Origin of the sequence: Paraburkholderia sp. MM5482-R2 (assembly GCF_050436125.1) — a bacterium.
Classification (GTDB): Bacteria; Pseudomonadota; Gammaproteobacteria; order Burkholderiales; family Burkholderiaceae; genus Paraburkholderia; species Paraburkholderia tuberum.
This window is the reverse complement of record NZ_JBNDLP010000002.1, coordinates 2,178,735-2,196,028: the sequence shown is the minus strand read 5'-3', so window position 1 is coordinate 2,196,028 and position 17,294 is coordinate 2,178,735. Positions and strand designations below refer to the sequence as shown.

The window sequence follows — 17,294 nt, the reverse complement described above, 5'->3', positions numbered from 1 at the left end:
GGAGGTGTAGGTATGAGCATGATCCAGGAATTTAAAGAATTTGCCCTCAAAGGCAACGTGATGGATCTGGCGGTCGGTGTGATTATCGGCGGCGCGTTTTCCACCATTGTCAATTCCGTGGTTAAAGACCTGATCATGCCGGTTGTCGGGGTCGCTACCGGCGGCCTCGATTTCTCCAATCTGTTCGTTCGCCTGGGCCATATTCCGGCCACTTACAAAGGCAACCCCGAATCGTATAAAGACCTGCAGACGGGTGGCGTGGCGGTGTTCGGTTACGGTTCGTTCATTACCGCGACGATCAACTTCATCATTCTCGCGTTCATCATCTTTCTGATGGTCAAGTTCATCAACAAACTGCGCAAGGAGCCGCAAGCCGCGCCGGCGGAGCCGCCGCCGCCGCCGGAAGACGTGCTGCTGCTGCGCGAGATCCGCGATTCGCTGAACAACCAGCAGCGTTAATCGTCGAATCAAGCTCGGGTTGCACTGGCCTGAGCCAGTGAAATCAAAAGGCCTGTTGCGATCGGCGTCGCAACAGGCCTTTGTGTTTTCACGCTGCCTTCAGCGCGCTGCGCTTTATCGAGCCTTACCCTTCCTTTTGCGCCTTCAATTGCGCCGCGCTTTCGATCATCGCTTCGAGCTGGCCGAAATTGACAGGCTTCGTCAGATGCGATGTAAAGCCCGCGCTCAAACAGCGGCGCACGTCCTCGTCGGTGCCGAAGCCGGTCAGCGCGACGGCTGGCACGTCGGAATATTCGCGAAACGCCTTGACGAAATCAAGACCGGTGCCATCGGGCAATCCGACATCGCTGACAACCAGATCGAACCTGTGCAACTGCGTCGCCGCAAGCGCATCGTCGACGCGCCCGACCACCGTCACCTGATGACCCAAGCCGCGCATCAATTGGGCCATCACGTCGGCGGTGTCGGCATGGTCCTCGATCAGCAGCACGGACAGCGAACTCGCCGGCTGCACGTTGCTCGGCACGATGACCGGCGGCGCGGTGGCCCGCGCGGCGGCGGTCGGCAGCGTGATCGTGAAGGTCGCGCCGCAATGCGGACCGGGACTCCGCGCGGTCACAGTGCCGCCGTGCACGTCCGTCAAAGCCTTCGTGATCGCGAGACCGAGACCCAGGCCGCCGAACTGCCGCGTCATGCTTTGGTCGCCCTGCTCGAACGCATTGAACAGCTTGCCGATCTGCTCCGGCTCGATGCCGATGCCGGTATCTTCGACCGAGATCTGCACCTGCATGCGTTCGTCGCGTGTGCGCACATAGATATGGCCGCCGTCCGGCGTGAACTTCGCGGCATTGCGAATCAGGTTCCACAGCATCTGTTGCAGCCGCGCGCGATCGGCGAGCACGTAGTGATGCGTCGCGTGCTTCTCGACATGCACGTCCTGCTGCTTGACCTGGATTTCGCTGCGAAAGAGTTCGAGCACGCTGTCGATCACCTCGTGTACGTCGACGGTCTCCAGCGACAGCCGCAGCTTGCCGTTCGCGACGCGCGTCAGATCGAGCAGATCGTCGATCAGCCGCGCCTCCAGTTCGACGTTGCGGCGGATCATGCGCACGCTCGCACGCGCCTGCTCCGGCAGTTCCGGGATCATCTCGAGTACGCTCGCGCCCGCGAGCACCGGCGTGAGCGGTGTGCGCAATTCGTGCGACAGCATCGCGAGAAAACGGTCCTTCGCGCGATTCGCTTCTTCGGCGGCCTGGCGCGCGGCCTGCTCGGACTCGAGCAGTCGCTCGCGCTCCTCGATCGCCTCGCGCTGCGAGTGGATGTCGGTGCAGCTACCGAACCATTTGCTGACGTTGCCATCGGCATCGCGCATCGCGACCATGCGCACGTCGAACCAGCGGTACTCGCCGTCGTGGCGGCGAATCCGCATCTCGTGCCGATAGTCGCCGCTGCGGCTCGCGACGGCCTTCAGCCAGCTTTGCCGGATCTGCTCGCAATCGTCGCGATGCACGGCCTCTAGCCACGCGAGACCATGCGAGCCATGTTCGGGCAAGCCGGTGTAGTCGTACCACTGCTTCGACAGGAAGTCGCAATCGCCGGCCGCGTCGCAGGTCAGCACGAGATGCGGCAACGTCTCCGACAGCGTGCGGTAATGCAGCTCGCGATCGCGCAGCAGCAGCGCTTCGTCGGACGCGCGTTGCAGCCGCACCTGCGACAACACGCGCTCCACGGCCTCTGGCAGATAGTCGAGATAGTCGCCGGACTTCGGCACCACGTCAGACACGCCCGCGCGCAGCGCCTCGATCACGCGCGACTCGTCGGTGAAGCCGGTCACGAGGATCGCCGGAATGCGCACGCCCTCCGCGCGCAGACGCCGGAAGAAATCGAGCCCGGTCTCCGGTCCGCTCAGCTGATAATCGAGCACGAGCAGATCGGGGGCGCGGCTCGCGAGCCGCTCGCGGGCCGCCTCGACGCCGGCGCAGATCGTCACCCGGCAGCCGGCGCGTTCGAGCGACTTGCGCGCGAGCCGCAAGATGCCCTCGTCGTCATCGACGACGAGCACATAGGCGGCGTGCGGCGTGGACACTTCTTCGATCATGCAGGTGCTCTCCGGCTCGGTACGGTGCTCATCTTGTCATGAACGGCTTTCGGACAGCTTCAAGGCGGCGCGAGCCGATGCCCCGGCGGCAGTTTGACCACTTGCAGGAAAAAGCCGAGCCGACGCACGGCCTCGATGAACGCATCGTATTCGACCGGCTTGCAGAGATAGACGTTGCAACCGAGTTCGTAGCAGCGCGCGATTTCGCGCGGATCGTCGGTCGTGGTCAGCACGATCACGGGCACGGCGGCGGTCTCGGGGGCTTCCTTCAGACGCCGCAACACCTCGAAGCCGTCGACGCGCGGCATCTTCAGATCGAGCAGCACGACGAAATTCGCCAGATTCTCGCGCGGCGGATAAGGATGGCCGTCGGCGTCGGTCAACGGCTCAGCGGCCGCGGGGCCGAAGAAGTAGTCGAGCGCCTGCTGGCCGTCGCGAAAGCGCACGAAGCCGTTCGAAATGCCGGCGCGGCGCAGATTCCTCTCGACGAGCGTCGCGTGGCCGTCGTCGTCTTCGATCAGAACGATGCTGACCGCTTGCGCGTGATTCATAGGCTCTCCGTGCCAACGATTCGTCATCCATGCCGCCGGGAGAATGGCAGCGACGGTGCCCGCGCCGGCGTGCGCCGCGCTCAGAGGCGCGCCGGCTGCTCGGGCAGCACCACGAAAAAGGTCGATCCGGCGCCTTCGGCCGATTCGACCCAGACGCGCCCGCCGTGCCGCTCGACCGCGCGCCGCACCACCGCGAGGCCGATCCCCTCGCCGCTTGCGACGTCCCCGTGCAGACGCTGGAACGCGCGAAACACCTTCGACAGATACACGGCCGGAATGCCGAGCCCATTATCGCGGACGTAATAGATGCGCATACGGACCGCGCGCGGCTCGCTTTCGTCGACGGGTTCGGGCGCGAGCGCGCCGACCTCAATGCGCCCGCGGCGCGCCGGATCGAGGAAAGTCAGCGCATTGCCGATCAGGTTGCCGAAGATCTGCTCGACCGCCGCCGGATCGCCCCATGCGGGCGGCAGCTCGCGCACCGTGACGCTCGCGGCGCGCTGGTCGATCGTGCCTTGCAGCCCATCGACGACTCGCGCCACCGTGCGCTCGACGCTGACCCGCTGCCACTGATATTCGAGCCGTCCCGCGCGCGAGATGCGCAACAGCGCGTCGATGATCGCCGCCGCGCGCGCGACCGCGGTGCGCAAATAGTGCAACGACTCGCGCACGTCGCCATCGAGGATCTGCGTCATGCGCCGTGCTTCGTTCTCCGGCAGACGAGCCTGTCCGACGAGCACGTCGAGTTCGTCGCACGACACGTGCAGCTCTTTCGAAAACCCCTGCAGATTGACGAGCGGCGAGCGCAGATCGTGCGACACGCTGTAGATGAACATCTCGTTGTCCTGCGTTTCCTGGCGCAACTCCTCATTGACGGCCGCCAGTTCGCGCGCGCGTGCTTCGAGCTCCGGCTTCAGCGCTTCCTGCCCGGCTTCCGCCTCGCGCAGACGCGCATCGGTCTGATGCAGCACCGTGTCGAGCGCGGCGATTTCGTCGCTGCCCGACAACGGCGCCGCGAGCGGCCGGCCGCTGCCGAGCCGCTCGGCGTTATCGGTCAGCACTTCGAGGCGTTGGCCGATGCCGCGCGCGAACCCGAAGGCGGTGACCGCCCAGATCAACATCGAGCCGAACACCGCGGCGATCAGCGCGCGCTGCTGAAGCTCGCGCCGCTCGCCGAGCGCGCTCGAGCGCTCGACGTCGAGCTCCGACGCCGCCGCGCCGAACCGGGCCAACTCGTCGCGGAACACGGCGATCTGCTCCGGCAACTCGCCGGTTTCGAGCGCGATATAGGGGCGTAGACTGCGCCCCTCGTGCAACGCCTGCGAGATCGCGACACTCTGTTCGCGATACGCGTCGATCGCGCGCCGCATGCTGCGCACACGCTCGGCTTGGGCCGGCGTTTCGGCGACGAGCGCATCGAGCTTCGCGAGCCGGTCATTCAGGTCGACCCACACCGCATGGCGGTCGATCAGCGAGGCGCTGCCCGTCACCATCGCCGTGCGCACGCGCGCGGCCTGACGCAGCAGCGGATCGACGATGGCCGACGACTCGTAGAGGATCTGCTTGCTGTTGTCGACCCATCGCGCGGCCTGCGCGGTCCGCTCCTGGGTATCGAAGACGACCCCGAGCAGCGCGAGTTCGACCACGCTCGGTATCGCGATCAGCAGCAGACCTTTGGTGAATAGTTTCATGGTTCCGTCAGGGCGTTCAGGCTGTGGTTCAGGCTGTCACTCGAACGGCGGGGCTCGCGCGCACCCGTCGCGCCCTGCAAGGCGGGCGCCGCGCGGCTGGACGGGCCATTATCGACGTGAATCGGAGATATTTCAACGACGCGCCAGCAAGCGCTCGACCACACAAAAATGACTTTTTTATTGGGATGGGATGTTTTTTCCGCGCCGCCTGCGTCTATGATGGAGACAAGGTGTGCTGGGATGCGAATGCGCGCGGCGAGGCGGTTCGGCATGATTCGTGCGGGACGCGGTGGGGCGATGCGGTAGCGTCGAATCATCGTGAATCCGGCCTTGTCGTATGCTATAAAACATCGACGTGCGGCGCGCGAAAGCCGGGAGTGGTCGCATGAGGACGCAGCGATTCTTGCAATTCTTTTTCAGGCGAATTTTTATGTCCTTCCCGAAAAAGCGTAGACGCGCGAAGGTGGACGGCGACGAGTCGTTCCTCGCGGTTCTGCGGCATTTCAAGCCGTTCGGTCAACTCGACACCAAGATTGCGCGGGCTCGCGCGCAGGACGAACCGGTGCTCTATGCACACGTGCTGCCCGGACTCGACGTGCTTCTATGCAGTGTGCGCGGCGCACAGCCGCCTTACCCCGCACCAGCCGAATTGCGGCGGCGCTGCCTCGAATCCATTACCAACGCGCTGGAGCAGCCGCTAGATGGTCTCGAGAACGGCGGCTACTGGTACGAGGCCGATGGCTTCGGCTTCCTCGTGTTCGCGAGCCGTGCGCGCGGCAAGATTCTGACGGAGTTCGGCGCGACACGAATCGGTACCCGGCGCGGCGTGCGTCGCCAGGATGCGTCGGGCGATGCAACACCACGTTCGCTCAGATAGGCCAATCGGGCACCCTGAAGTTCAGGGCTGCTGACAGGTCGTTCTCTTCGCTTCATCGAAACCCTGGCTCGACGGCAACCGCGCGCAGCTCCTCACGCGGCATCATGCCGTTGATTCGGCGATCGCATCATCGACGCGCTCGCCGCGCTTCAACCGCCCTTGTATTCGGCCGCGCTCGCCGGCGACTGCGTCGCGGGCTTACGATCCACCGCGGCTGGCGACGACGCGCCGCCCGAAGACTTGTTGACCGGCGCGCCCTCGAGCGATATCGGCGCCTTCGGCTGTTGCTTGACGCCCGGCGGCGGCGCCTTCGGCATCTGCCGCGCTTGCGCGAGCAATTGCGAGCACGGCAGCGGCTTGTTGTTGCTCGGCGCGAGCAGCGGGATCAGCGCCGCGAACGGATTGATCAGCCCGAGCCCGACCACCGCGCCGCCGCGCAACGCGAGCGCGGCCGCATTGACGCCGACGTGCGGATCCTTGAAGGTGCCCTTCACGTACAGCGGCGAGCGCAGCGAAAAGACCCGGAAGCCCTTCGTATGCGGATGCACGCCCAGGTCCATCGTCTCGTCGCGCAGATTCACGTGACCGTCGATGTTGATCACCGCGTCGCCGGTATCGAGCGCGAACACGCGCGCTTCGAGCACGCCCTCGGTCGCGACGAAATCGGCGGCCGCGCAGTTGATCTTCACGTCGCGCGCGCCGAACAGCTTTTCATAGACGACGTTCGCGACATTGAGCCCGGCCGCCTCCATCAGCAGACGGCTCACGGTGCCTTCGGTCACGAGCGCCTTCAACTCGCCGTTCGAAGTCGCCGCGAGCGCCGCCGGCGAATTACCGGTCGCGGACAGCGACGCATCGCCGTTGATCTCGCCGAGCGCGTTCTGCATCGTCTTGAAGCTCGGGAACAATTGCTTCAACTTCAGATGCCGCGCCGACATCGCGAAGCGCCCCTTCAACGGCGCCGCGCTGCCATCGAGATGAATGTCCGACGCGAGCGAGCCGCCCGCGACGCCGAACTTCAGTGGCACGAGCGACAGCACGCCGTCGGTCATCACGACGTGCGTGTACAGATCCGTGATCGGCAGGTTCGTGTTCTTGATGATGCGCCGGCCGGTGAACTTGACGTCGGCGTCGATCGCCTTCCAGCGGTCGGTGCGGAACTCCTCCACGGGCAGCGCGCGATCGCTCGGCTGACGGGCCGTGTCGCCACGCTTCGCCTTGCTCGCGTTCGAATCGGCGCCGATCACCGGCGCCAGATCCGAGAACTGCAACAGATGCGACTCGAGTTCGCCCTGCAGCAGCGCACGTGGCTCGCGCCCGGTATAGGTCAACGAACCGTTCAGATCGCTGCCGCCGACCCGGCCTGTAAAGTTTTCATACGTGAACACGTTGCCGCTCGCTTTGAACTGACCGATCAGACGACCCTCGGTCGCGTACGGCGGGGTCTCGGGCAAGGTCACGCCGGTCAGCGAATACAGGCGCGCCATGCTGTTGCCCTGCAGCCAGAGACGCAGATCGAGCGCCCCGAGATGCGCCGGATCGGTGAGCGTGCCGACGAAGGCGATATGCAGATCGCCGGCTTTGACATCGGCCTGCACCGGGAACGGCCGGTTCGCGTCCTGCAGCGCGAGCACGCCGCCGAGCTTGCCGTTGCCCGACACCGGCGTGCGGTTGTAGGTGCCCTTGACGGTCCAGCCGATCGCATAAAGCGGCGTCGCGCGCCGGGCGTCAGGTGCGGTGCCGCTCGCCCCCGAGACAGCCGCGGCCGGGCCGGCGCTCCCGCTGGCGGTTTCGGCTGGGGCGGCGGCGCCGCTCGTCGCGAGCGCGCCGGAACTCGCGGCCACGCCCGACGTTGCGGACGCGCCCGATGCGCCCGACGCCTGCGCCGCCGCTTCATAAGCCGCCGCTGCGGAAGCCGCCTTCGCCTCCGAGGCCGCCTCTGCCTCGGCCTGCGCGGCGAGTTGGCGCGCGCCCGCCCGGCCGACGGCCTGAGCCGACGCGCTGCGCGAGGCCGCTTCCTGCTGCTTCAGCGCGTCGCCGATCGGGATCGGCTGCCCGAGCGTATCGACGACCATCTGCACCTCGACCTTCTTCTGCTGATCCGACAGCGCGATGTTGCCCTTCGCGAACGCGATATCGTGCAGATCGAGCTTCCACTCGGTGGGTCTGCTCGACGACGGCAGCTTGAAGGTCCAGTTATTGCGCCCGTCGACAAGACGTTCCAGATCGACCGACGGATTCACGAGGTTGATCGCCGGAATCTCGATGTCGTGCGCGAGCAGCGGCAGCACCTCGACCTCGAAGTCGATTTCGTCGAGCGTCGCGAACTGCGGCTGTTTGGTCCAGTCGGGATTGCCGATCGCGATGTTGGCCGCCGAAAAGCGCGGCCAAGGCACCCAGCCGCGCCAGCCGGTCTCGCCGACCGCATGACGCCAGCCCACCTTCAGGTCGCCGTTGATCGCAAACGGCCGGCCGATCGCCTGGCTGACCTTGTCGTCGATGTAAGGCCGCGCGCGGTTCCAGTCGAAGCTCAGGATGAAGATGACGAGCGCGACGATCAGGATCACGAGCGCCGCCAGCAGCCATGCAAAGATTTTTCCGACCCGTCGTCCGGTGCCGCTCGACCCTGCCATTGAAAAGCTCCGCGTGTTGTTCCACGTTGTGCACCGTGCAGCAGTTATCGTACCTGGCGCGCGAGCATGAATCGCCGCGTCGGTCGTGCGCTGTTGCGCCTCGTCGCTTTATCATGGCGCACGCTTTACCGACAGCCCCACCGGCACACCCTCCCCACGGCGTTCCAACCATGACCGATGTTCCCTTCATCCTCGCCGACGGCATCGTACGGCGCGATGCGCAGCGCGGCCAGACGCTGTTGCAGCCGACCACCTTCGCCCTGCGCGCCGGCGAGCGCGTCGCGATTACCGGACCGTCCGGCTCCGGCAAGAGCGTGTTTCTGCGCGCGCTCGCGCTGCTCGATCCGGTCGATGCGGGGCGCATCCTGTGGCATGGCGCGCCGCTCGAGCGTGCGCGGATTCCGCGCTACCGGCGCGCAATCGCGTATATCCGGCAGCGGCCCGCGCTGATCGACGGCAGCGTCGAAGACAATCTGCGCTATCCGTTTGAGCTGCGGGCATATCGCGACGCGCGCTTCGATCGCACGCGCGCGGCCAGGCTTGCGATGCAGGCCGGCCGCGGCGAGGACTTTCTCGGCAAGCGCGCAAGCGAATTATCGGGTGGCGAAGCGCAGATCGCCGCGCTGATCCGCGTGCTGCAACTCGCGCCCGAAGTGCTGTTGCTCGACGAGCCGACCGCCTCGCTCGATCCGGCGTCGTCGCGCGCGATCGAAGCGCTCGTGCAGGCGTGGTTCGATGCCGCGCCGGGCGCTCACGCATCGATGTGGGTGTCGCACGATGTCGAGCAGGCGGCACGCATGAGCGAACGGCATCTGACGATGCGCGCCGGCGTACTGGCCGAACACACTTGCGTGCGGCGCGATGCGGACCAACGCGCTCCCGCGGACCAGCTTCGGGAGCCCCGCCAATGAGCCTGCAGAATCTGAGCTTGTGGGACGTCGCGATCGCGACGCTGCTGATCGTGGTGAATGGCGCGGTGTCGGTCGCGCTGAAGCTCGATCTCGAGCGCAAGCTCGCATGGGCGGCGCTGCGCACCGTGGTCCAGTTGCTCGCGATCGGCTATGTGCTCGGCTGGGTGTTCAGTTTCGCTCGCTGGTACGTGGTGCTGCCGCTGATGATCGTGATGACGCTGATCGCCGGTTTCGCCGGCGCGCAGCGCGGCAGCCACACCTATGCCGGACAACGCGCCGACAGCGTGCTGTCGATCTGGGTCAGCTCGTGGCTCGTGGCCGCGGTGGGACTGTTCGTCGTGATCCGCATCCATCCGTGGTACGCGCCGCAATATGCGATTCCGATTCTCGGCATGATCCTCGGCAACACGCTGACCGGTGTATCGCTCGGCATCGAGCGGATGACCGAGGAGCTGACCGCGCGGCGCGACCGCGTCGACATGGCGCTCGCGCTCGGCGCGACACGCTGGGAGGCCGCGCAGGCGCCGGCGCGCCAGGCGGTGCGCGCGGGCATGATGCCGACGTTGAACCAGATGGCGGTGGTCGGCGTCGTCAGTTTGCCGGGCATGATGACCGGTCAGGTGCTGGCCGGGCAATCGCCATTGCAGGCGGTGCGCTATCAGATCGTCATCATGTTTCTGATCGCCGCGGCGTCGGCGCTGGGGACCGTGGGCGCGGTGCTGCTCACGTACCGGCGGCTCTTTTCGGCCGAGCATCAGTTCTTGCCGACGCGGCTCGTCGAGCGTGAGGCACGCAAAGGATGACGCACAAGGATGACGCGCTAGCGCGTGCTACGCTCGCGCACGCGGCCATCACGCCGCACGCTCGAACCTTCACCGCTTCGCGGTGACGGCGATCTCCGTGCCGTCGGTCAGCGTCAGCGTTTTCGTCGTGCCGTTGACCGGCATCGTGAAACGCACGATCTGACTCACGCTCACATCGTTCGGACACTTGAGCGTCTTGCCGCCGCTCGTCACGGTTTTCACGCCATGCGGCGTCTGCGCCTGGAAGCTCAGTTGGACGGCCGCGGTGCCGTCGCTCGACACCACCGGCGAGAAGCGGATTTGCGTCTGGCGGATCATCGCGCCATTCTCGTCGACCGGCAGCGACGCATAGTCCGGGCATGCGTCCGTCGCGGCCACCGGACCGCCGGGCGGCACGGTCTTCCACGTGAAGTCGTCCGATTCGCCCGAGCGGATCGTGCGGGTCTCCTGGGAATTGCCGAACTGTTTCGACGTGACGCGAACGGTGTAGCGGATCGGACCGTCGAGCGGGGCCTTGTTGGTCACCGTGATCGGCGTGGCTGCGCGAGCAGCCGGCACGAGCGCGCAGGCGAGAGAAGCGACAACGGAAACGGCGGAGAGTTTGAAGCTGAAGCTCATACTGTCACCTCGTTGTTGTGCCGCTGCGCGCTCGCGTCGACGCGACTGCCTGTGCACTGTTCACGCACTGCCGAGGGCCGGCCGGTTCATCCCGGCTGGCCTCGCCGCAAGACACGCAACCGTTTTGGCATGCTGCGTCGTCAGTCTAACGCCAAGCGCGCTGCCGCGCGTGTCGTGTCGGCCCGGGTGTTAACCCGCTTGCGGCGACGCGCTTTCTGCGCGTCGATTTCATCTCAGAAGCCGGTCAGCACCAGCTTGCCGATCGCGCGTCCTGCTTCGAGCAACCCATGCGCGCGACGCAGATTCTCCGCGTTGATGCGGCCGAGGTCCTGGCCGAGCGTCGTGCGCAACGTGCCGGCATCGACGAGCCGCGCGACCTCGGTCAGCAGCTTGTGCTGCTCGATCATGTCGGTCGTGCCGAACATCGAGCGGGTGAACATGAACTCCCAGTGAAACGCGGCGCTCTTCGCCTTCAGCAATTCGACGGGCACGGCGGCGCTGTTCTCGACGATCGTGCAGACGCCGCCTTGCGGCTTGATCAGTTGCGCGGCGGCCGGGAAATTACGGTCGGTGTCGTTGAAGATCAGCACGTAGTCGACCTGCTCGATGCCGATCTCCTTCATCTGCGCGGGCACCTCGCCGAAATGATCGACGACGTGATCCGCGCCGAGCTCCCGTGCCCATTTCGCCGATTCGGGCCGCGACGCGGTCGCGATCACCTGCAGCTTGCCGAGCTGCTTCGCGAGCTGGATGCCGATCGAGCCGACCCCGCCCGCCCCGCCGAAAATCAGCACCGTACGGCCTGCGTCGGCGCCCTGCGGCGATATGCCGAGGCGATCGAACAATGCTTCCCACGCAGTGATCGCGGTCAGCGGCAATGCGGCCGCGTGCGTGAAATCGAGCGACGCCGGCTTGTGTCCGACGATCCGTTCGTCCACCAGATGAAACTCGCTGTTGGCGCCCGGCCGCGTAATGCTGCCCGCATAGAACACCGGATCGCCGACCTTGAACAGCGTGACCTCGGGCCCGGCCGCGACGACAGTGCCGGCCGCATCCCAGCCGAGCACGCGCGGCGTCTTTTCGACGGTGTCTTTCGGCGCGCGCACCTTGGTGTCGACCGGGTTCACGGAAATGGCTTCGACCTTGACCAGCAGATCGCGGCCGGTCGCTTCGGGTTTCGGGATCTCGACGTCGACGAGCGCTTCGGCGTGATCGATGGGCAGATAACGGTAGAGTCCGACGGCTTTCATGGCTGCTCCTTGTGGGTTCGGTTGATGTGACGCATGACTCGTATCGTAGGATGGTTCTTATTCTGATAAAACAGCCATAATCACTGAAACATTTTTTGGTTTTTCAGAATAATGGACGATTCAAGCCCGGCCGGCCGGTCCGTGCCCAGCGAACGCGAACGGCTCGATCTGCTCGACGTCGCGTTGTTCGTGCGTGCCGCGCTGCTCGCCAACGTGTCGGCGGCCGGGCGCGAGTTCGGTTTGTCGGCGGCGGTCGCGAGCGCGCGGATCGCACAACTCGAAAAAATCCTCGGCGCGCGTTTGTTGCATCGGACCACGCGCCGCATCAGCCTCACCCAGGACGGTGAAGTGTTCATGACGCGCGCCGAGGCGTTGCTCGACGCGGCCGCCGCAGCGCGCGCATCGGTCGGCCACGCGCAGGCCGCACCGCAGGGACGGCTGCGCGTGTCGATGCCGTCGTCGTTCGGGCGTCAGCATGTGTCGCCGGTGATCAGCGAGTTTCTGCGCCGCTATCCGGGGGTCAGCGTCGATCTGCGCCTGACCGATCAGGTGGTCGATCTGGTCGACGCGGGAATCGATGTCGCGCTTCGCGTCGGCGTGCTGAAGGATTCGTCGCTGGTCGCGCGGCGGCTCGCGGTCAACCGCCGCGTGCTGTGCGCGGCCCCCGCCTATCTGGCCGCGCGCGGCACGCCGCATCATCCGTCGGATCTCGCGGGGCACGAGTGCATCATCCTGTCGGCGCAGCGCGACTGGCGCTTCGTGACGCCCGCCGGCCCGCTCGACGTGCGCGTGAGCGGCCGCCTCGTCACCGACAACGGCGAGGTGATTCGCGACGCGCTGCTCGCGGGCTTCGGCATCGCGCTGAAATCGACATGGGACGTGGCGCCCTATCTGCGCAGCGGCAAACTCGTCAGCGTGCTCGACAGCTATCCTCTCGCGGACGACGTCGCGATCTGGGCCGTGTACCCAAGCCGCGCGTTCGTGCCGCCGAAGACGCTCGCCTTCATCGACTTCGTCGCCGCGCATTTCGGCGATCCGCCGTACTGGGATCGCGAGCCGGTTGGCCTGGCGGGCGCGTAGGCGCGATGCCGCTACGCCGCGTCAGCGCTTGCCGCCCTTCGCGCCGCCCTGCTTGCGATCCGAGTTCACGTCGGCATGCGCGTCGTTCTGCGTGCGTTGCTGATACTCGCCGCCGCCGCGGCGGTCGGTATCCTGCTGCCCATGCTCGATGTCGTCATGCGCCTGCTTGCCGACATGGCGCGGCTCGTCCTCGTGCTGCGACTCGGGATGCTGGTCGGCTTCATGCGGCAGCGGCGCCGCGGCTTCCTGCAACGACTTCGGGTCCTTGTTCGCGCGCGGGTCGGCTTGCGGGTCGCCATCGGTCGATTGCGGCAGGGTCTTCATTGCATTGCTCCTTCGCGAAGCGCGTTCGCGCGCCAAGTACGCACGGCGCATTCGCGGGTTGGATTCAGCCACTCGGACGAGCGCTCATCACGCGACGCCCAGACGCTTTTTCATCGCCGCGGTGATGCGCTGACGCGTCTTTGCGTAGCCGGCCCACGGGTCGCTTCCGAGGCCGTCCACGCGCTCGTGGACGTTGCGGATGCCCCATTGATCGCCGCTCGTCGTGCTCTCCAGTTCGTCCCACGCGAGCGGCACCGACACCCCGAGCCCCGGCCGCGCGCGCGCCGAGAATGCGGCCACCGTGCTCGAGCCACGGTTGTTGCGCAGATAGTCGATGAAAATCTTTTTCTTGCGATTCTGCGCGCCCATCTTCGCGCTGAAGAACTGCGGCAGCGTCGTCGCCATGTGCTGCGCGACCGCCTGCGAGAAATCCTTCACTTCGTCCCAGCCGGCCTGCTTCGCGAGCGGCACGACCACGTGCAAGCCCTTGCCGCCGCTCGTCTTGCAGAACGACTTCAGGCCCAGTTCGTCGAGCAGCGAGCGGGTCAGTTGTGCGGCCTCGACCATGCGCTCCCAGCCGAGCGAGGGGTCCGGGTCGAGATCGAACACCATGCGATCGGGCTTTTCGATATTCGACGCGACCGCATTCCACGTATGAAACTCGACGGTGCCCATCTGCGCGGCGCCGACCAGCGCGGCGAGCGTGTCGATCGTGATCAGCGGAGGATGGCCCGGATCGAGTCCCTCGTGCTGCGTGACGTGCGGAATCGACAGCTTCTGGCTGTGCTTCTGGAAGAACAGCTCACCGCCGATATCCTCGGGCGCGCGCACCAGCGCGACGGGCCGCTCGCGCAGATGCGGCAGCATCCATTCGGCGATTGATTCGTAGTACTGCACCAGTTCGAGCTTGCTTGCGCCGCTGCTCTTGTCGATCACGCGATCGGGATGCGAGATGCGCACGCCGGCGATTTCGCTCTGTGCACGCGAGCGTGTTGCCGTGGTTCGGGCGGGCGCGCTTTCCTTGGCGGCGGCCCTGGCGGCACCGGCGGTCTTGCTGGTTGCGCGCTTTTTCGGCGCGCCTGTTTGCGGCGTATCGGCGGTGGCGGTTTCGGTTTGCTGTTGCACGTCGGCTCCTTGTCGAGCGGTTTCCCTGACGATCTGGCGCGCCGGCTTGTCGTCGCGCAGGCTGACGAACGACGCCTGGCGCACGATGCCGTCGCCCGTCCATTCGGCGAAGTTGCATTCGGCAACGAGCACCGGCTCGACCCAATGCACGGGCGTGCGGCTGCGCTCGCGCGGTGTGCTCGCGAACGGCATGCGCTTGCTCGCGTGCGCGTCGAGCGCCTGTTTGACCGAGCGCAGCAGCGCGGCGTCGAAGCCAGTGCCGACGCGGCCCGCGTACTGCAGCCGGCCATCGGCGTCGTAGACGCCGAGCAGCAGCGCGCCGAACGCCGAACGGCTGCCGCCTGGCTCCGAATAGCCGCCGATCACGAACTCCTGGCGGCGCCGGCACTTCAGCTTGATCCACGACGGCGAGCGGCCCGACACATAGCTGCTGTCACGCCGCTTGCCGATGATGCCTTCGAGCGCCATGTCGCACGCGCTCCTGAGCAGCTCGTCGGCGCTGAACGCGAAGTCGTTCGAAAAGCGCAGCACACGATCATCGACGCCTTCGAGCAGCGCCCGCAAAATCGCGCGGCGCTGTTCGAGCGGCACGTCGCGCAGGTCGTAGCCGTTCAGAAACGGCAGATCGAACAGATAGATCACGATGTCCTGCGGGCGATGCGCATCGAACGCGTTTTGCAGCAACTGGAAGTTCGGCACGTCGCGTTCATCGAGCACGACCGCTTCGCCGTCGAGCCACGCGCTTTGCACATCGAGTGCCGCGAGCGCCTGGACCTGCTTGCTGAACTTTGCGGTCCAATCGTTGCCGTTGCGCGTGAAAACGCTGACGGCATCGCCCTTCGCTTTCGAGGCGTGGTCGATGCGCGCGAGCACGCGGTAGCCGTCGAACTTGACTTCGTAGAGCCAGTCATCGCCTGGCGGCGCGCTGTCGACGAGCGTCGCCAGCTCCGGCTTCAGGCTCGCGGGCAAGGCCGCTGCGACCGCGCCTTCGATCGATGGCGACGCGGCGAGTTCGCGTAGCGACTGCGCGCTGCGCGTCGCGACGATGTCGGGGCGTTTTGGATCGGCTGCGCGGCGCAAGGATGCGGATTTCGCCGGCTTGCCCGCGCTCGTGGCCTTGCCGTTGCGCGAGGTTTTCGTCTGCGCTTTCGATTGCTTCGTTTTCCTGCCTTTCGAAGCCCCGTCGGCCAGCACGCTGCCCGGCAGCTTCTTCAGCACGTCGTAGTCGCTTTCGTCGCGCGCTTCCTCGTCGCGCTCCTTGATCAGCAGCCATTGTTCCTTGTCACCGCTGCCGCGCATGTGGCTCCGTACGAGCGTCCAGCCGCCATGCAGCTTCTCGCCGTGCAAATGAAACTTGAGCTTGCCGGCCGCGTACGACCGCGCGGCTTCGGCCGCGCCGCCCGCCGGCTCCCACGTGCCGCGATCCCACACGATCACGGTTCCCGCGCCGTAGTTGCCGGGCGGAATCTCGCCCTCGAAGGTACCGTATTCGACCGGATGGTCCTCGACGTGCACCGCGAGCCGCTTGACCGACGGGTCGAGGCTCGGCCCCTTCGGAACCGCCCACGACAGCAGCGCGCCGTTCAGTTCGAGCCGGAAATCGTAGTGCAGACGCCGCGCGTCGTGCTCCTGGATCACGTAGGAGAGCGTATCGGGCGCAGCACGCGTTGCGCGCTTGCCGGTCTTGCTCGCGGCGCGCTTGCGGGTCGTCGCGCCGGCCGGCTCCGGCGTGTCCTCGAAGCGGCGCTTGCGATGATAGTGCTCGAGCCGGTCGTTCATGGCGATGACTCCGGTGCGTTTGGTGCCATAGACGGCTCGGCCGCGCGCTCAGGCCGCCGCGCGCCGTTTGCGGGACGTTGCGGCGGTTTTCGACGTCGCGCGCCCGCTGCCGCCGCTACCGCTGCGACTGCGCGCCGTGCTTGCCGCGCGCGGCTTTTTGCGCGCGGGCGCGGCCGCCTCTTCATCGGACTCGGCCTCGCTATCGCTCTGATCCTCGTCCTCGTCGGCGGCGCGCTTGCGGCCCGCGGTGGCCTGCTTGCCCTTGCCGCGGCCAAGACTGCGGCGCAGCAGATCGGACAGGTCGAGAATGTCGGCGGACTTGCGCGACTCGTGCGGCGTTTCGACCTCGACGACCTCCTCGGTCTTGCCCGCCTGGATCTTGCGCTCGACGAGCGCCATGATGTCGTCGCGAAACGTATCGTGATACTGCATCGGGTCCCACGTCTCGCTCATGTCGTCGATCAGCTTTTTCGCCATGTCGAGTTCTTTCGCCGACACGCCGGCGGCCTTCATGCCTTCGGGCGGCACGTTGAATTCGTCGAAATTGCGCACCTCGTCGGCCCAGCGCAGTGTGTTCAGCGCGAGCATCGGACCGAGCGGAATCAGCGCCGCCAGATGCTGCTTGTTGTGCAGCACGACACTCGCGACGCCGATCTTGCCCGACGCCGTCATCGCCTCGCGCAACAGCGCATAGACTTTTTCACCCTTGCGGTCGGGCGTCAGGAAATACGGCGTATCGAGATAGAGAAACGAGATGTCGGGCGCGTCGACGAACGCGAGGATGTCGACCGTCTGCGTCGACTCGGGGTTCGCCGAGCGGATTTCGTCGTCCGACAGCACGACGTAGTGATCCTTCTCGTACTCGAAGCCGCGCACGATGTTGTCGCGGGTCACGTCCTTGCCGGTCCGCTTGTTGAACTGCTTGTAGCCGATCGGATCGATCGTGCGCTTGTCGAGCAGATTGAAGCCGACCTTCTCCGACTGCGTCGCCGGATAAAGCTGCACCGGTACGTGGACGAGCCCGAAACTGATTGCGCCCTTCCAGATCATGTGTGCCATCGCGCGCTCCCCTGTCCCATGGCCCTGAGATATCAG

At 66.1% G+C, this 17,294-nt stretch carries 15 protein-coding genes; 5 read left to right on the top strand and 10 right to left on the bottom strand.

Features of this window, described 5'->3' with window-relative positions; genetic code table 11:
• Positions 1–12 precede the first annotated feature (12 nt).
• Entirely contained in the window at positions 13–459 is a 447-nt protein-coding gene (gene mscL / locus OKW37_RS13025; protein ID WP_090804694.1) for a large conductance mechanosensitive channel protein MscL, read from the top strand.
• Between the two features lie 124 nt (positions 460–583).
• Here mscL and OKW37_RS13020 read toward each other — a convergent pair whose 3' ends face one another.
• From OKW37_RS13020 to OKW37_RS13005, 4 genes are all read right to left on the bottom strand, one after another.
• Positions 584–2,557: a response regulator gene (locus OKW37_RS13020; protein WP_429406078.1), complete on the bottom strand. Its 1,974-nt coding sequence runs from the start codon at positions 2,555–2,557 to the stop codon at positions 584–586.
• Positions 2,558–2,616: 59 nt separating this feature from the next.
• Complete coding sequence (locus OKW37_RS13015) at positions 2,617–3,108, bottom strand: response regulator (RefSeq protein WP_184065000.1); 492 nt, start codon at positions 3,106–3,108, stop codon at positions 2,617–2,619.
• 80 nt (positions 3,109–3,188) lie between these two features.
• A complete protein-coding gene (locus OKW37_RS13010) occupies positions 3,189–4,799 on the bottom strand; it encodes a sensor histidine kinase (RefSeq protein ID WP_429406080.1) in 1,611 nt (536 codons plus the stop codon).
• Positions 4,796–5,116 carry a hypothetical protein gene (locus OKW37_RS13005; protein ID WP_429406084.1) on the bottom strand — a complete coding sequence of 107 codons (321 nt, stop codon included), beginning with the start codon at positions 5,114–5,116 and terminating at the stop codon, positions 4,796–4,798. Before OKW37_RS13005 ends, OKW37_RS13010 begins: the two co-directional genes overlap by 4 nt.
• A 68-nt stretch (positions 5,117–5,184) precedes the next feature.
• Here OKW37_RS13005 and OKW37_RS13000 point away from each other — a divergent pair, with 68 nt between their 5' ends.
• Entirely contained in the window at positions 5,185–5,676 is a 492-nt protein-coding gene (locus OKW37_RS13000; protein ID WP_184033415.1) for a hypothetical protein, read from the top strand.
• Positions 5,677–5,825: 149 nt separating this feature from the next.
• On the opposite strand, the gene OKW37_RS12995 is transcribed toward OKW37_RS13000, so the two are convergent.
• On the bottom strand, positions 5,826–8,309 hold the full coding sequence (locus OKW37_RS12995) for an AsmA family protein (RefSeq protein ID WP_429406091.1): 2,484 nt from the start codon (positions 8,307–8,309) through the stop codon (positions 5,826–5,828).
• Between the two features lie 170 nt (positions 8,310–8,479).
• On the opposite strand from OKW37_RS12995, the gene OKW37_RS12990 reads away from it, so the two are divergent.
• Both OKW37_RS12990 and OKW37_RS12985 read left to right on the top strand, forming a co-directional pair.
• Complete coding sequence (locus OKW37_RS12990; protein ID WP_429406095.1) at positions 8,480–9,220, top strand: ABC transporter ATP-binding protein; 741 nt, start codon at positions 8,480–8,482, stop codon at positions 9,218–9,220.
• Positions 9,217–10,023 carry an ABC transporter permease gene (locus OKW37_RS12985; protein WP_184064985.1) on the top strand — a complete coding sequence of 269 codons (807 nt, stop codon included), beginning with the start codon at positions 9,217–9,219 and terminating at the stop codon, positions 10,021–10,023. The genes OKW37_RS12990 and OKW37_RS12985 overlap by 4 nt, the downstream gene beginning before the upstream one ends.
• A gap of 69 nt (positions 10,024–10,092) precedes the next feature.
• Here OKW37_RS12985 and OKW37_RS12980 read toward each other — a convergent pair whose 3' ends face one another.
• Both OKW37_RS12980 and OKW37_RS12975 read right to left on the bottom strand, forming a co-directional pair.
• Positions 10,093–10,641 carry a DUF6013 family protein gene (locus tag OKW37_RS12980; protein WP_184064982.1) on the bottom strand — a complete coding sequence of 183 codons (549 nt, stop codon included), beginning with the start codon at positions 10,639–10,641 and terminating at the stop codon, positions 10,093–10,095.
• Between the two features lie 233 nt (positions 10,642–10,874).
• Positions 10,875–11,891 carry a zinc-binding alcohol dehydrogenase family protein gene (locus OKW37_RS12975; protein ID WP_429406102.1) on the bottom strand — a complete coding sequence of 339 codons (1,017 nt, stop codon included), beginning with the start codon at positions 11,889–11,891 and terminating at the stop codon, positions 10,875–10,877.
• 111 nt (positions 11,892–12,002) lie between these two features.
• Between OKW37_RS12975 and OKW37_RS12970 the strand changes: the two genes are divergently transcribed.
• Positions 12,003–12,971, top strand: coding sequence for a LysR substrate-binding domain-containing protein (locus tag OKW37_RS12970; protein ID WP_429406106.1), 969 nt, complete (start codon positions 12,003–12,005; stop codon positions 12,969–12,971).
• A gap of 21 nt (positions 12,972–12,992) precedes the next feature.
• Here the strand turns inward: OKW37_RS12970 and OKW37_RS12965 are convergent, their stop codons facing one another.
• From OKW37_RS12965 to OKW37_RS12955, 3 genes are all read right to left on the bottom strand, one after another.
• Positions 12,993–13,295 carry a hypothetical protein gene (locus OKW37_RS12965; protein ID WP_429406108.1) on the bottom strand — a complete coding sequence of 101 codons (303 nt, stop codon included), beginning with the start codon at positions 13,293–13,295 and terminating at the stop codon, positions 12,993–12,995.
• A gap of 87 nt (positions 13,296–13,382) precedes the next feature.
• On the bottom strand, positions 13,383–16,199 hold the full coding sequence (ligD, locus tag OKW37_RS12960; protein WP_429406112.1) for a DNA ligase D: 2,817 nt from the start codon (positions 16,197–16,199) through the stop codon (positions 13,383–13,385).
• A gap of 48 nt (positions 16,200–16,247) precedes the next feature.
• Complete coding sequence (locus OKW37_RS12955) at positions 16,248–17,258, bottom strand: Ku protein (RefSeq protein ID WP_429406116.1); 1,011 nt, start codon at positions 17,256–17,258, stop codon at positions 16,248–16,250.
• Between the last annotated feature and the right edge of the window lie 36 nt (positions 17,259–17,294).

Coding starts and splice junctions, on each gene's coding strand:
- OKW37_RS12995 (WP_429406091.1), bottom strand. CDS start 8,309: ATGGCAGGGTCGAGCGGCACCGGACGACGGGTCGGAAAAATCTTTGCA.
- OKW37_RS12990 (WP_429406095.1), top strand. CDS start 8,480: ATGACCGATGTTCCCTTCATCCTCGCCGACGGCATCGTACGGCGCGAT.
- OKW37_RS13020 (WP_429406078.1), bottom strand. CDS start 2,557: ATGATCGAAGAAGTGTCCACGCCGCACGCCGCCTATGTGCTCGTCGTC.
- OKW37_RS13000 (WP_184033415.1), top strand. CDS start 5,185: ATGAGGACGCAGCGATTCTTGCAATTCTTTTTCAGGCGAATTTTTATG.
- OKW37_RS13015 (WP_184065000.1), bottom strand. CDS start 3,108: ATGAATCACGCGCAAGCGGTCAGCATCGTTCTGATCGAAGACGACGAC.
- OKW37_RS12965 (WP_429406108.1), bottom strand. CDS start 13,295: ATGAAGACCCTGCCGCAATCGACCGATGGCGACCCGCAAGCCGACCCG.
- OKW37_RS13010 (WP_429406080.1), bottom strand. CDS start 4,799: ATGAAACTATTCACCAAAGGTCTGCTGCTGATCGCGATACCGAGCGTG.
- ligD (WP_429406112.1), bottom strand. CDS start 16,199: ATGAACGACCGGCTCGAGCACTATCATCGCAAGCGCCGCTTCGAGGAC.
- mscL (WP_090804694.1), top strand. CDS start 13: ATGAGCATGATCCAGGAATTTAAAGAATTTGCCCTCAAAGGCAACGTG.
- OKW37_RS13005 (WP_429406084.1), bottom strand. CDS start 5,116: ATGATTCGACGCTACCGCATCGCCCCACCGCGTCCCGCACGAATCATG.
- OKW37_RS12985 (WP_184064985.1), top strand. CDS start 9,217: ATGAGCCTGCAGAATCTGAGCTTGTGGGACGTCGCGATCGCGACGCTG.
- OKW37_RS12975 (WP_429406102.1), bottom strand. CDS start 11,891: ATGAAAGCCGTCGGACTCTACCGTTATCTGCCCATCGATCACGCCGAA.
- OKW37_RS12955 (WP_429406116.1), bottom strand. CDS start 17,258: ATGGCACACATGATCTGGAAGGGCGCAATCAGTTTCGGGCTCGTCCAC.
- OKW37_RS12970 (WP_429406106.1), top strand. CDS start 12,003: ATGGACGATTCAAGCCCGGCCGGCCGGTCCGTGCCCAGCGAACGCGAA.
- OKW37_RS12980 (WP_184064982.1), bottom strand. CDS start 10,641: ATGAGCTTCAGCTTCAAACTCTCCGCCGTTTCCGTTGTCGCTTCTCTC.